A 12,903-nucleotide genomic window follows, 5' to 3' on the forward strand; every position below is an offset into this window, starting at 1 on the left:
CACCGTCCTAACGAGGCCGCTTCCGGAATCGAGCGCGGACTATACTGATGGCCCCTGAGCGGCGCAACACCGACAAATCCCCTGATGCAGCACGCCGTTCGGGCGCTCATGCCGCCCCGTCGGAAGGCTGGATCTGGGGCCGTCATGCGGTCCTCGCCGCACTGGCCAATCCGCGGCGCGAAGTCCGCGCCCTGCACGTCACGCGCAACGCCGCAGCCGACCTGCCCGCCGGCGCCGAGCCCGAGATCGATCATCCCGACCGAATCGCGGGCCGCCTGCCCGCCGGCGCCGTCCACCAGGGATTCGCCGCGCGCGTCGGCGCGCTCGCGCCCGAGCCGCTGCAGGCCGTCGCGGACCCGACCCACGGCGCGCTCGTCGTGCTCGACCAGATCACCGACCCGCACAATGTGGGCGCGATCTTCCGTTCGGCGGCCGCGTTCGGAGCGCGCGCGATCCTCATGCAGGACCGCAAGTCGCCGCCGCTGTTCGGCGCAGTGTGCAAGGCCGCCGTCGGCGCGACCGAGATCGTCGGCCATGTCCGCGTGACCAATATCGCCGACACGCTGGCGAGCCTGCGCGAGGCGGGCCGCGTCGCGATCGGCCTTGCGGGCGACGCCGAGGCCTCGCTGGAGAGCCTCGTCGAGGCGCACGCCGGGCCGGGCCTCGTGATCGCGCTCGGCGCCGAGGACAAGGGCCTGCGCCCGCGCGTGGCGGATCACTGCGACGCGCTCGCGCGCATCCCGATGAGCCCGCGCATGGAGAGCCTCAACGTCTCCAACGCCGCGGCGATCGCGCTCTACGAGGCGTCCCGGCGCGACCCGCGCATCAATCCGCGGGATTGAGCCGCCGCGGCATCGCGGCCCATCGACAGACGCGCGACGCGCGGGTTTGATGTCGCCCATGACGCATCTCAATCCCCGCGCCGAGCTCGCCACCCACACCGTCTTCAACCAGTCCGAACCGATGGTCGGGCTGAACCTGTTCGACGCCGACGCCATGCTCCGCGACGGCGCCGAGCGCGCCGGCGCCGGACCCAACCTGCAGCGCCTGTCGGCGCTGGGCGCGCGCGTCGGCTCCGAGGAGGCGACCGAGTGGGGCCGGCTGGCCAACGAGAACCCGCCGAAATTCAAGCCGTTCGATCGCTACGGCCGGCGCATCGACGAGGTCGAGTTCCACCCGGCCTATCACCAGCTCATGGCGCTCGGCCTGTCGAACGAGGTCTCCTCGATCGCCTGGACGGCGGAATCGGGCGGCCACACCGCCCACGCCGTTCTGCTGATGCTCCAGGGCATGATCGACGCGGGCACGTGCTGTCCGCTGTCGATGACCTATGCGGCCATCCCCGCCCTGCGCCACGCCGACTGGACCGGCGACTGGATCGAGGGGCTCACCGCAGCGCGCTACGACTCGCGCTTCATCCCGCATGGCGAGAAGGCCGGCCTCACCCTCGGCATGGCTATGACGGAAAAGCAGGGCGGCTCGGACGTGCGCGCCAACGAGACGACGGCCCGGGCGCTCGACGCCGACGGCGAGGTCGAGCTCACCGGTCACAAATGGTTCTGTTCCGCGCCGATGTCCGACGGCTTCCTCACGCTGGCCTATGAAGAAGGCGGCGCGGAAACCGGCCTGTCCTGCTTCCTCGTCCCGCGCTGGCGCCCGGACGGGACGCGCAACGCCATCGAGATCCAGCGCCTGAAGGACAAGCTCGGCGATCGCTCCAACGCCTCCTCCGAGATCGAGTACAAGCAGGCCTGGGCCAAGCGCGTGGGCGAGCCCGGCCGCGGGGTGCGCACCATCATCGAGATGGTCAACCACACCCGACTCGACTGCCTGGCGGGCTCGGCGGGCCTGATCCGCCAGGTCGCGGCGATGTCGGTCTGGCACGCCGACCGGCGCGCGGCCTTCCAGCGCCGGCTCATCGACCAGCCGCTCATGCGCGCCGTGCTGGCCGATCTCGCGCTCGAGGCCGAGGCCGCGCTGGCGCTCGCCTTCCGCGTCACCGAGAGCTTCGACAGGGCCGAAGCCGACGATCACGAGCGCGCCCTGTCGCGCATCCTCACGCCGATCGCGAAATACTGGATCTGCAAGCGCGCGCCGTATCTCGCCTACGAGGCGATGGAGGCCCACGGCGGCGCGGGCTATGTCGAGGAGCACCCCCTGCCCCGAATCTTCCGGCAGAGCCCGCTCAACGCGATCTGGGAGGGCTCGGGCAACGTCATCGCGCTCGACACGCTGCGCGCGCTCGGCCGCGACGAGAACGCTCGCGAGGCGCTGCGCGCCGAACTCGCCGGCGCGGCGGGCCGCCATCCCGCGCTCGACGAACGGCTGGCGGGCCTCGAGAAGATGGTCGCCTCCGGGATCGGGGAAGCCGACGCCCGCCGCTTCGCCGAACTCGCCGCCCATGCGCTCGCCGCCGCAGCGCTCTACCGCGCCGGGCTGGAGCCCGCCGCGGAGGCCTATGTCGCGCGGAAGATCGCGGAGTGCTCGACCATGCTGGGCGCTGGCGAAGCCGCGATCGACGAGGAGGCGCTCATCGCCCGCGCGCGGCTGTCGTCATGACCCGGTGAAGCGCTCGGCCAGCCAGCGAGCGTGGAGTTCGGCGCGCTCCTCCAGGGTTTCCGGGACAGGCTCGCCGCGGCGTTCGCACTCGCGCGCGACGAAACCTTCGAGATCGAGGAAGTCTTCGGGCTCGGCCTCCGCGCCTTCGCCCTCACCGATCGAGAGATCGCGATAGAGCGCGTAATAGGCGTCGGCGGCGGCCATGTAGGGTTCCGCGCCCTGCTGTTCGAGATAGTCCGCGATCCGGCCGTCCGCCCCGTAGACGCCTTCGGTCTCGGGATGGGGCGTCATGTGTTCGAAGCGCTCGCCCTGCGACCCCACGATTCGGCCCAGCGGATAGAGCCGGCATACCAGCGGGCGGTCGGGATGAACCGTGCAGCCAGCCTCGCCGAGGAAAACGCAGGTCCCGGTCTCGTCGCGCTTCAGCCGGACGCCGTCATCGGTATAGCGCTCGACGAACTTGGACGCGCTCACGCCCAGCCGGCGCGCAAGCCGGGCGAGTTCATAAGGGTTGATCTGGATGATCTTGCCGCGACAGCACCGATTGCAGGCGTTGCAGACATAGGAGAACGCGTCGTCGCGCTGCATGCGGTCTAGCGGTGCGGACCGCCCCCGGCGTCGTGCGGGCCGCCGCCCGCGCCGTCTTCGACCGCCTCGCCGTCGACGCCGTCGATCTTGATCTGGCGGCTCTCCGGCTCCTCAATCTTGATCTGACGCGATTCCGGAGACTCGACCTTGAACTGCCGCGATTCCCGGAGCGCCTCCGGATCGACCTGCGGCGTCTCCAGCTTGTACTGCATCGACTCGGCGTCGACCTTGTGCTGCCGGGTTTCGGGCTCGCCGATCTTGATCTGGCGGGACTCCTCGTCGGTGACCTTGTGCTGCCGCGCCTCGGGATCGGCGATCTTGATCTGGCGGCTGTCGAGCGCCTCCTGAGCCGCGCCGAGATCGACGGCCGGACGGGCGCCGTCCTCTCCATCGGGCGATTGCCCCGCCTGTGCGGGTGCGATGCCGAGCGACGCCCCGAGCAGCGCGAGCATGGCGGCCTTGCTGGTTTTGTCGGACATCGATGCATCCCCTTTCCGGAAGCCTCGCTTCGGAGGATATCAGTGCGCGCAAGGCGGCGACACCCCGCGAGCCGCCCCGACGTCAGCCGAGCGCCTGCCAGATCCCGTAGACGGCCGAGCCCAGCACCGTGCCCAGCGCATAGCCGAACACGCCCACCAGCACGCCCGGCGTGACGAGGTCGCGCCAGCCTTTCGCGGCGGCCAGCGCCGGCGCCGTCGTCGCGCCCAGGATCGAGGCGTTCGACGCGGTGATCAGCTCGGGCAGCGACAGGCGGAAGACCGAGCCCAGCCCGAACACCACCAGCGCATGCCCGGCCAGAATGATCGCCACCATCGGGATCAGGATCGGCGCCTGGCGGATCATCGCCTCGATGTTCGCCCCGGCTGCGATGGCGGCGAAGAAGACGAAGGCCAGCCCCAGTCCCAGCTCGTAGCCGCCGTGGAGCTTCGCCATGCGGCCGGGCATCGCCGTGGCCGGGATCAGAGCGAGGATCGTGATGATGACGTAGCGCAGATAGCCCGAGAACAGGCCGTCCCAGGCCGGCGGCAGGTTCGCCGCGACCCAGCGGTCGCCGAAGAAGACGATAGCGTCGGCCAGCGCCACCACGATCAGCGCGAGCGCGAGCACCGTCGTCAGCGTGAAGGCCGTGGGCGTGCCCTCCGGGACCTCGGGATCGTCGTCGCCCTGCGTGTGGTCGATCGCGGGGAAGCGCCGCGCCAGCCACGCCCAGCCCGGCAGCACGGCGAGGACCGCCAGGAAGAGCGCGCTCGCCATGTTGTCGACCGCGGTCGCCGCGGCGACGAAGGACTCGTCCTCGCGCAGTCCGGTCATGTCCAGCAGCGCGGCGTAATTGACCGAGCCGCCGACATAGGTCGCGGTGAAGGCTCCGGCGACGCCGGGCTCGCGGGCGCCGAAATCCAGAAGCAGCATGGCGATGACGACGCCCACCGTCGTGCCCAGCGCGGCGAGCATGAAGGCGCCGGCCATCCGCCCGGTCTCGAAGAAGATCCGCTTGAGGTCCGCCTTGAACAGGAAGAGCGGGATCAGCACCGGCACAAAGTAGTCGAAGACGAAGCCGTAGGCCGGCGCGTCGTGGGGAATCACCCGCAGATTGGCGAGCAGGATCGCGCCGAGAATCGCCCAGACCGCGCCGGTCAGCAGCGCGCCGATCTTCGTCTTCTCCATCAGGAAGCCGAACATCGCCACGGCGAACAGCGCCGCCATGACCGCCATGTGATTGCCCGCCGGGATCAGCGTGGCCGAAGCCGCGTCGTCCATGCCCCGCCCCTTTTTTCGTCCGCTCGCCGTCGAGGCCGCGCTCCGGCGGCTACTCCGTCTCGCCCGCCGGCACGCCCTCGTCGAACAGGTCGAGCGCGATGGCGATCATGCCCTCGCCCGCGGTGGTGATCGCCGCTTCGGCGTCGGGATAGAAGAAGGGCGAGTGATTGGAGGGCGGCGCCTCGCCGGTTTCCTGAGCCTCGGCCCACACATCGTCGGGCGTCGCGCCGACCCAGAACATGAAGATCGGCACGTCCTCGTCGGTGCGGCCGTAGCGGGCGAAGTCCTCGCCGCCGGTCACCGGCTGGCCGATCTGGACGGCCTCGCCGAAACGGTCGCGCAGCACCTCGCCGGCGCGTGCCGACAGGGCGGGATCGTTGTAGACCGCCGGGGTGTAGACCTCCTCGATCTCGATTTCCGGCATCAGCGCCTCGGGGAGGCCCGCCGCCTCGGCCTGTCCGCGCGCGATGCGCTCGATGCCGGTGAGCAGCTGCTCGCGCACCTCGTCGGTGTAGGAGCGCACGGTGATCTGGAGATGGGCCTCGTCGGAGATGATGTTGTGCTTGGTCCCGGCGTTGAACGCGCCGACGGTCACCACGCCGGTCTCGAACGGCGACAGCTCGCGGCTCACCAGAGTCTGCAGGTTCATCACGATCTGGCTGCCCAGCACGACCGGGTCCTTGCCGAGATGCGGCGAGGCGCCGTGGGCGCCGACGCCGCGCACATAGACGTCGACGGTGTCGACATTGGCCATGGCGTATTCGGGCACGTAGCGGATCTCGCCGGCGGGCATGTAGCCCCAGGTGTGGAAGGACACGACCGCGTCGGGCGCGCCGCCGAAGCGCTCGTAGAGCCCGTCATTGAGCATCTCGTAGGCGCCCAGGCCGATCTCCTCGGCGGGCTGGCCGATCAGGACGAGCGTCCCGGACCAGGCCTCGCGATTCTCCGCCATCCAGCGCCCGGCGCCGATGAGCGCGGTGACGTGGGTGTCGTGGGCGCAGGCGTGCATCGCCGGGAAGGAGTTCCCGTTGCGGTCCTCCATGACGACCTCGGAGGCGAAATCGAGCCCGGTGCGCTCCTCCATCGGCAGGCCGTCCATGTCGCCGCGCAGCATCACCGTCGGGCCTTCGCCGTTCTCCAGGACCGCCACGATCCCGGTCCGCCCCACGCCCTCGGTGACCTCGAAGCCGGCCTCACGGAGCTCCTCGGCCAGCCGCGCGGCGGTCTCGTGCTCGACGAAGGACAGCTCGGGATTGGCGTGGAAATGCCGGTAGAGCCCTTCGAGATGGCTCTCGTAGTCGGTTGCGATCTCGGTGCGCAGGGCGTCCTGGCCGAAGGCGGGCGCGCCGAGCGCGAGCGCGCAGGCGGCGGCGGAGAAAAGGCGGCGCATGGGGAACTCCGGTCTCTGCTTCGCGCGCATTCGAGACCGGCCCGGCCGGGGCGTCAATGCCGCCGCGCGGTCCGGCGGCCTAACGCCATGGCAACATCTCCCGTGCTTGGCTCACGGCGAGGGATCAGACCGAGTTCATGGCGCTAGGCAATTTCAAGCGCGCGCTTTCCGGCCTGTGGGTCGCCGAGGAGCGCACCGCGTCGCCGGCCGGACCGGCGCCGGACCTGGCCTTCCGCCAGGCCGTCGAGGCGTGGGTGGAGTTCAAGCGCCTGCATCTCGCCTTCGCCCAGACGCTCAACAGCCTCATCCGCAAGCGCTCCAACCTGCTCCAGCTCATCAAGTTCGCCATGCTGTCCGAGGCCGAGGCGCAGAAGCTGACGCCGCAGGCCGCCTTCGTCGTGGACGCGGCGATGGCGGAGCTCATCGGGGCGTTGCCGATCCAGCGCTACGCGGCGCTCTACCGGATGATGAACGCCCAGGCCTTCGACGACGACGCGCTCAAGGCCGTGCTCGACCCGGGCAATCTCAAGGCCGCCGAGGTGATCCTGAAGGTCGTGGGCGACGCGCCGGCGCGCGCCGATCTCGCCTTCGTCAATCTCGCCGAGCGCGCCGGCTTCAAGGGCGCGGAGCGCGCCGAGAAATGGTCGCCGGAGATCGCCCGGATCCACCGCGATCTGCTGACGCACTACCGCTCCGCGCTGCGGTCGCGCGGTCTCATCTGAGCCCTATGCGAACAGCGCGTCGACATCGGCCTGGGCGGGGCAGTCCTCGCAGAGGTCCTCGCCCTCGATGCGGCCGTGAATGGCGTTGCTCGCCGCGGCGATCAGCGGATGGATCTCCTCGCCCGCCAGCCGCGCGACCTGCGCCGGCGCGTCGGGATCGCCGGTCTCGAGCAGGGCCTTGGCGCGGCCGATCTCGGCGTTGAGCGACAGCACGATGGTCTCGAGATGGGCGCGCAGCGCGCGCGGCGCGGCGCGATACGCCTTGATCGCCAGCGCCTTGGCCGCGAACCCCGAGCGTTCGAAGTGCGCCTCGTAGTCGAGCGGCTCCCAGGCCAGCACGTCCTCGGCGCAATCGGGCATGTCGGGCAGCATCTCCATCATCATCGCCACCTCGTTGAAGTGGTTCAGATAATCGGTCGCAAGCCCGGTCTCGGGATGGATGTTCGCCGCCGCCAGCTTGTCCGCCGACAGCGCGCCCTCGCCCAGCTTGTGCGCGGCTTCGCTCATGCCTTCGCCCGGATTTCCTCCATCCCGGCCGGACCTTGACGCATCAAGCTTTCAGAAGGGCTAAGGCGGCGAGGCGCACGGATTGAAACCCCGGCCGAGCGGAGCGAGAGCCGGGGCCTCCCGACGCAAATCCCGCCACGGTCCCGGATCGCGCCTGCGGCGCGTCCGGGAATTCAATTCGTCACTCGCCCGCCGGCTCGCCACCGAAGCGCTCGCGCCACTCTTCGACCTGCTCGTCCTCGATCTTGGCGAACAGCACGTCGGGCGGGGTGAAGGGGCGTTCGGGCGGCAGCGCGGTGAGCACCTCCTCGGCGCTCGCCTCGGGCCAGCGCCAGCCCTCGTGGGCCACCCCGACGGCGTGGGCGATCTTCTCGGCGGCGAACGGGACGATCGGGTATGTGGCCAGCGCGAACAGCCGGCACAGATTGACGCCCGTGCGCACGCCCAGCGCGGCGCGGGCGTGGTCGGTCTTGAAATGCGCCCACGGCTCGGCGCGGGTGAGATACTCGTTGCCCGCCGCCCACAGCGCGCGCGTCTCGGCGGCGGCCTTGCGGAACTCCATGGCGTCGTAGTGCTTCGCGATCGCCGCCAGGCGCTCGTCGACCTCGGCGTAGAGCCAGCGCTCGGCCTCGCCCGGCGTTCCGCCCGCGGGAATGTGGCCGTCGAAGCGCGACTTGCCGAAGCGCAGCACGCGATTGACGAAATTGCCCAGAACGTCGGCGAGATCCTTGTTCACCACCGACTGGAAATGCTCCCAGGTGAACTGGGCGTCGCCGCCCTCCGGCGAGCCGGCGGTGAGATACCAGCGCCAGTAGTCGGCGGGCAGCAGCTCGAGGGCCTGGTCCATGAACACGCCGCGGTGCTCGCTGGTGGAGAACTTGCCGCCGTACCAGGTCAGCCAGTTGAAGGCCTTCAGGCGGTCGACCGTCTTCCACGGCTCCTCCGAGCCCAGGATGGTCGCGGGGAAGGACACGGTGTGGAAGGCGACATTGTCCTTGCCCATGAACTGGACATAGGTGACGTCGTCGGCGCCCCTGTCGGTGCGCCACCAGGCCTCCCAGTCGCCGCCCGCGGCGTCGGCCCACTCGGCCGTCGCGCCGATATAGCCGATGGGCGCGTCGAACCAGACGTAGAAGACCTTGTCCTCGAAACCCGGGCGCGGCTTTCCGTCCTTCAGCACCTTCACCCCCCAGGAGAGATCGCGCGTGATGGTGCGGTCGCGCAGCCCCTCGTCGAGCCACTTGTAGGCGATCGACTTGGCGAGCGACGGCCAACCGTCGGCGGCGTCGACCCACTCGCGCAGGCGGGCCTCCATCTTGGTCTGCTTGAGCTGGAGATGGCGCGTCTCGCGGACCTCGAGATTCTTCGAACCCGAGATCACCGAATAGGGATCGATCAGGTCGGTCGGGTCGAGCAGCTTGCCGCACATGTCGCACTGGTCGCCGCGAGCCTTCTCGTAGCCGCAATTGGGGCAGGTCCCCTCGATATAGCGGTCGGGCAGGAAGCGGCCGTCGTCGATGGAGTAGACCTGCTCCTCGACGATCTCCTCGATCAGGCCCTTGTCCTCCAGCACGTCGGCGAAATGGCGCGTCAGCTCGGCGTTCCGCTTAGACGAGGTCCGGCCGAAATAGTCCCAGCTCAGACCGAACTGCTCGCCGATCGCCTTCTGGATCGCGTACTGCTCGTCGCAATAACTCTTCACGTCCTGGCCGGCCGCCGCCGCGGCCAGCTCGGCGGGCGTGCCGTGCTCGTCGGTCGCGCAGATCGCGAGCACGTCGTTTCCGCGCATCCGCTCGAAACGCGCATAGACGTCGGCGGGCAGCATCGAGCCGGCGAGATTGCCCAGGTGCTTGACGCCGTTGATGTAGGGCAGCGCGCTCGTGATCAGGATGCGGGCCATGGCGGCGAATCCCCATGAGGAGTATGATTCATTCACGGCGCGAACGCGCGCCGAACCAGTGTCGAGGGCGCAGCAATAGCCGCCCCGGCGGGGGAGGAAAACATCATGCCCCGGATTTTCGGTCACGACCTCATCGCCGCGGTCGCCGCCGTGGCGGCGATCTACCTCATCGGCTTCCTGATCTACGGCGTGGTCTTCCAGGATCTCTGGATGAGCCTCGCCGGCGTCACGGAGGCCGATTATGCTGGCCAGGAATGGAAGATGGCGCTGTCGCCGGTCATGCCGATCCTCACCGTGATCGGGCTTTCCGCGCTCATCGAAATGAGCGGGGCGCGCGACATCGCCGGCCATCTCAAGGTCGGCTTCTTCGCCTGGCTCGGCTTCGCCTTCACCGCGCTCATGTACGGCTGGGTCTACGGCGCGGATTATCCGCTCGGCCTGTTCGCGATGGATGCGATCCACGTGCTTCTCGGCGCGCTGGCCGCCGCGGCCGTGCTGGTCTGGCGCAAGACGCCGCGCATCGTCGAGGCCGCCTCTCTCTAGAACGTCGCGTCGGCGCATTAGCCATCCATTAACCGGGATTAACAGCGATGCCTTGGCGGCGGGCGGCGCCGTCGGCACCGTTTTCCCCGGACGCGCAGGAACGCGCTTTGGCTGGAGAAAGGCGCCGTCATGCCGAAACCCCAGGAGACTCCCGGACGCCCGGACGTCCAGGGCCCGCCCGCTCAGGCCGCCGGCGGCCCGCCGCCCGGACGCGGCCCGGCAGGCGCGCGTATCGCCGGATCGGGCGAGAATGACGTCTTCGTCAGCACGGCTGCGGACGAGACCTTCGTCGGCGGCGGCGGCGTCGACACCGTGATCTTCGACGGCGACGCGCGCGATTACGCCTTCGCGACGAGCGGACGCGGCGCCAGCGTGTCCGGCGAAGACGGAAACGATGTGCTCATCAAGATCGAGGCCGCGCAGTTCGACAACGCGACCGTCTATCTCGACGGGCGCAACAACGCCCCCGTCGTCGACGATCACGCCGTCGATCTCGTCGAGGACGGCGAGGCGGTCACGGTCGACGCGCTCGCCGACGCCTGGGACTTCGAGAACGATGCGGTCTCGCTGGTCTCCGTCGACGGCTCGGCCTTCGACGGCGAGGTGAGCTTCGATCCCGCAACCGGCGAAATCACCTTCGATCCCGGCGACGCCTACCAGGGCCTCGGCGAAGGCGAGACGGTCGACGTCGAGGTGGGCTTCACCGCCAGCGACGGCCAGGACGTCACCGATGGCGTCGTCACGGTGACGATCACGGGAACCGCCGACACGTCCGAGCAGACGCTGTCGGGCTGGCAGACGATCGGCGAATCCGCGATCGCCGACGGGACCATCGAGGTCATCGCCGAGACCGACGACCGGCAGACGGATTCCGAGATCGAGGCCTTCCTCGGCATGACCACGACGCTCGACGCCTTCTCGCTCGGCGACGCGGCGTCGGGCTCGGCGATTATGACGACGGTCACGCTCGACGCGGCGGGAACGCTCAGCTTCACGTTCGACCTCGCCGGCGGCGACGAGGGCAGCTCGGTCTTCCGCGATTTCGGCTTCATCACCATCAACGGCGAGCCGATCATGCTCGAGCAGTATCCCGGCGTGGAGGGCCCGCAGAGCTTCTCCATCGAGCTCGAGGCCGGAACCTACGAGATCGGCTTCGGCGCGGTCGACATGGACGACCCCTTCTTCGGACCGACGCTGACCATCACCGACCTGGTCGTGGAGACGAGCGGATCGACGGCGTCGAGCCTGACCACGGCGTCGGTCTCCGAACCCGAAACGGTCACGACGTCGGAAACCGACGGCGACCTCTTCGCGACCATGGTCGAAAGCCAGACCGAGGGCTCGCTCGACAGTTTCTTCCCGGGATCCGCGACCGGCGCGGCGCACGCCGGCCCGGTCGCGCACGACGCGGTGAACGCCGCCCCGGGCCTCGACGGCCTCGAGGCCGACATGATGGCGGCGGCCTCCGCCGGGGTCTGACCCCGCTCGATCGCCCCCCTAGATCAAGCGCAGCGTCAACGCGGCGGCGAGCATCGCAAGGCTCGCCGCCGCGCCCAGCGCCGGGGTCCAGGCCGGCGCGACGAAGACTCGCTCGGCGCTGACATCGCCGCGGACACGGATCGCCGCGAGCGACAGATTGACCAGCGTGAAGACGGCGAGCGTGACCAGCGAGGTCGCCTCGGCCAGCGTCGCGATCGGCGCGCTCAGCGCCAGAACGGCGATGACGCCGGCGGCGGTCAGCGTGGCGACATGCGGGGTCCGGGCGCGGGCGTGCACGTCCGACAAAGCGTCCGGAGCAAGGCCGCGGCGCGACAGGCCGTACAGCACGCGCGCGGCCATCACCATCTGGATCAGCACCCCGTTGACCATGGCGATCAGCGCGACTCCGGCGATCAGCCGCCCGCCCCCGCCGAGCGCGGCTTCGACCACGCGCGCCAGCGGCGCGCCGCTGGCGGCGAGCTCCGCGCCAGGCACGATCGCCGTCGCCGTCCAGGCCACCAGCGTGTAGAGCACCAGCGCCGCAGCGAGCGTCGCGCCGATCGCGATCGGCATGTCGCGGTGCGGACGGCGCGCCTCCTCGGCCATGTTGACGATGTCCTCGAAGCCGATGAAGGCGAAGAAGGCGAGCACCGAAGCCTGCAGCAGGCCGGCCGCGCGGAGCGGCGCGTCGATCTGCAGCGGATCGGTCACGGCCTGCGGCGCGGCGGCGACGATCACGAAGATCAGCCCGGCGACCTCGATGAGCGTCACGACGGCGGCCGCCATCACCGTCTGCCGCACGCCCCACAGCGCCACGCCGGCGAGCACGGTGATCAGCGCGGCCATCGTCAGCCAGTCGGGCAGGACGACGAATTCGGCGAGATAGCCGGCGAAGCCGCGCAATATCGTCGCCGAAGAGATCATTCCAGTGAACGCCACGCCGTAGCCCGCCGCTGCGGCGAGCCATCGCCGCCTGAGGCCGGAGGCGACATAGGCCGCCTCTCCGGCGCTTTCGGGATGGCGCGTCGACAACTCGGCGTAGGACAGCGCGGTTACGCCGGCGAGCGCGCAGGCGATGACGAAGGCGAGCGGCGTCCACTGCCCCGCCAGCCCGGCGGCCTCGCCGATGAGCGCGTAGATCCCGGCGCCGACGGTGACGCCGATCCCGTAGAGCGACAGCCCCAGCGGGCCGACGGCGCGGCGGAGTTCGGTCAAGCGCCCGCCTCCCTTCGCACGCCATCGTGCGGCGGAACGCTTGAGCGCGAAACCCCGGGCGCGTACATGGACCGAACGCGCCGGCTTAGCTCAGCTGGTAGAGCAGCGGTTTTGTAAACCGAAGGTCGGGGGTTCGAGTCCCTCAGCCGGCGCCAGCCTTCGCTTGTCCGCCCCGGACACATAGGTAACAGAACGCACCTAAGACGTGGGTGACACGCTCGCGCGGAACGGGTTGTCGATGG

General features: G+C 69.8%; 12 protein-coding genes and 1 tRNA gene. 6 read left to right on the forward strand and 7 right to left on the reverse strand.

From position 1 onward, the window contains the following. The first annotated feature begins 47 nt into the window (after positions 1–47). Complete coding sequence (locus DDZ18_RS12480) at positions 48–842, forward strand: TrmH family RNA methyltransferase (RefSeq protein WP_109253731.1); 795 nt, start codon at positions 48–50, stop codon at positions 840–842. A gap of 58 nt (positions 843–900) precedes the next feature. After that, positions 901–2,559 carry an acyl-CoA dehydrogenase family protein gene (locus DDZ18_RS12485; RefSeq protein ID WP_109253732.1) on the forward strand — a complete coding sequence of 553 codons (1,659 nt, stop codon included), beginning with the start codon at positions 901–903 and terminating at the stop codon, positions 2,557–2,559. On the opposite strand, the gene DDZ18_RS12490 is transcribed toward DDZ18_RS12485, so the two are convergent. From DDZ18_RS12490 to DDZ18_RS12505, 4 genes are all read right to left on the reverse strand, one after another. After that, positions 2,554–3,147, reverse strand: coding sequence for a YkgJ family cysteine cluster protein (locus tag DDZ18_RS12490; RefSeq protein ID WP_109253733.1), 594 nt, complete (start codon positions 3,145–3,147; stop codon positions 2,554–2,556). The genes DDZ18_RS12485 and DDZ18_RS12490 overlap by 6 nt on opposite strands. A 5-nt stretch (positions 3,148–3,152) precedes the next feature. Next, positions 3,153–3,626: a hypothetical protein gene (locus tag DDZ18_RS12495; RefSeq protein WP_109253734.1), complete on the reverse strand. Its 474-nt coding sequence runs from the start codon at positions 3,624–3,626 to the stop codon at positions 3,153–3,155. Positions 3,627–3,708: 82 nt separating this feature from the next. Further along, entirely contained in the window at positions 3,709–4,905 is a 1,197-nt protein-coding gene (locus tag DDZ18_RS12500) for a DUF819 family protein (RefSeq protein ID WP_109253735.1), read from the reverse strand. A gap of 49 nt (positions 4,906–4,954) precedes the next feature. Beyond that, positions 4,955–6,295 carry a M20 metallopeptidase family protein gene (locus tag DDZ18_RS12505; RefSeq protein ID WP_109253736.1) on the reverse strand — a complete coding sequence of 447 codons (1,341 nt, stop codon included), beginning with the start codon at positions 6,293–6,295 and terminating at the stop codon, positions 4,955–4,957. Positions 6,296–6,432: 137 nt separating this feature from the next. On the opposite strand from DDZ18_RS12505, the gene DDZ18_RS12510 reads away from it, so the two are divergent. Continuing rightward, the gene (locus DDZ18_RS12510) at positions 6,433–7,017 is read left to right on the forward strand and encodes a hypothetical protein (RefSeq protein ID WP_109253737.1); all 585 of its coding nucleotides are present in this window, start codon (positions 6,433–6,435) and stop codon (positions 7,015–7,017) included. A 3-nt stretch (positions 7,018–7,020) separates the two neighbouring features. Here DDZ18_RS12510 and DDZ18_RS12515 read toward each other — a convergent pair whose 3' ends face one another. Together DDZ18_RS12515 and metG are read right to left on the reverse strand one after the other, a co-directional pair. Continuing rightward, positions 7,021–7,524, reverse strand: coding sequence for a hypothetical protein (locus DDZ18_RS12515; protein ID WP_109253738.1), 504 nt, complete (start codon positions 7,522–7,524; stop codon positions 7,021–7,023). A 181-nt stretch (positions 7,525–7,705) separates the two neighbouring features. Further along, positions 7,706–9,424, reverse strand: coding sequence for a methionine--tRNA ligase (gene metG / locus DDZ18_RS12520; protein WP_109253739.1), 1,719 nt, complete (start codon positions 9,422–9,424; stop codon positions 7,706–7,708). 105 nt (positions 9,425–9,529) lie between these two features. On the opposite strand from metG, the gene DDZ18_RS12525 reads away from it, so the two are divergent. Further along, positions 9,530–9,967, forward strand: a complete 438-nt coding sequence (locus DDZ18_RS12525) for a DUF1761 domain-containing protein (RefSeq protein WP_109253740.1) — start codon at positions 9,530–9,532, stop codon at positions 9,965–9,967. A 129-nt stretch (positions 9,968–10,096) separates the two neighbouring features. Then, positions 10,097–11,446: a VCBS domain-containing protein gene (locus DDZ18_RS12530; protein WP_109253741.1), complete on the forward strand. Its 1,350-nt coding sequence runs from the start codon at positions 10,097–10,099 to the stop codon at positions 11,444–11,446. An 18-nt stretch (positions 11,447–11,464) separates the two neighbouring features. Here the strand turns inward: DDZ18_RS12530 and DDZ18_RS12535 are convergent, their stop codons facing one another. Next, entirely contained in the window at positions 11,465–12,661 is a 1,197-nt protein-coding gene (locus DDZ18_RS12535; RefSeq protein WP_109253742.1) for an APC family permease, read from the reverse strand. A 79-nt stretch (positions 12,662–12,740) separates the two neighbouring features. On the opposite strand from DDZ18_RS12535, the gene DDZ18_RS12540 reads away from it, so the two are divergent. Next, a tRNA-Thr gene (locus DDZ18_RS12540) sits at positions 12,741–12,816 on the forward strand. Positions 12,817–12,903 lie beyond the last annotated feature (87 nt).

The sequence above is a fragment of the Marinicauda salina genome (assembly GCF_003122085.1).
Taxonomy (GTDB): Bacteria; Pseudomonadota; Alphaproteobacteria; order Caulobacterales; family Maricaulaceae; genus Maricicauda_A; species Maricicauda_A salina.

Coding starts and splice junctions, on each gene's coding strand:
- DDZ18_RS12480 (WP_109253731.1), top strand. CDS start 48: ATGGCCCCTGAGCGGCGCAACACCGACAAATCCCCTGATGCAGCACGC.
- DDZ18_RS12485 (WP_109253732.1), top strand. CDS start 901: ATGACGCATCTCAATCCCCGCGCCGAGCTCGCCACCCACACCGTCTTC.
- DDZ18_RS12490 (WP_109253733.1), bottom strand. CDS start 3,147: ATGCAGCGCGACGACGCGTTCTCCTATGTCTGCAACGCCTGCAATCGG.
- DDZ18_RS12495 (WP_109253734.1), bottom strand. CDS start 3,626: ATGTCCGACAAAACCAGCAAGGCCGCCATGCTCGCGCTGCTCGGGGCG.
- DDZ18_RS12500 (WP_109253735.1), bottom strand. CDS start 4,905: ATGGACGACGCGGCTTCGGCCACGCTGATCCCGGCGGGCAATCACATG.
- DDZ18_RS12505 (WP_109253736.1), bottom strand. CDS start 6,295: ATGCGCCGCCTTTTCTCCGCCGCCGCCTGCGCGCTCGCGCTCGGCGCG.
- DDZ18_RS12510 (WP_109253737.1), top strand. CDS start 6,433: ATGGCGCTAGGCAATTTCAAGCGCGCGCTTTCCGGCCTGTGGGTCGCC.
- DDZ18_RS12515 (WP_109253738.1), bottom strand. CDS start 7,524: ATGAGCGAAGCCGCGCACAAGCTGGGCGAGGGCGCGCTGTCGGCGGAC.
- metG (WP_109253739.1), bottom strand. CDS start 9,424: ATGGCCCGCATCCTGATCACGAGCGCGCTGCCCTACATCAACGGCGTC.
- DDZ18_RS12525 (WP_109253740.1), top strand. CDS start 9,530: ATGCCCCGGATTTTCGGTCACGACCTCATCGCCGCGGTCGCCGCCGTG.
- DDZ18_RS12530 (WP_109253741.1), top strand. CDS start 10,097: ATGCCGAAACCCCAGGAGACTCCCGGACGCCCGGACGTCCAGGGCCCG.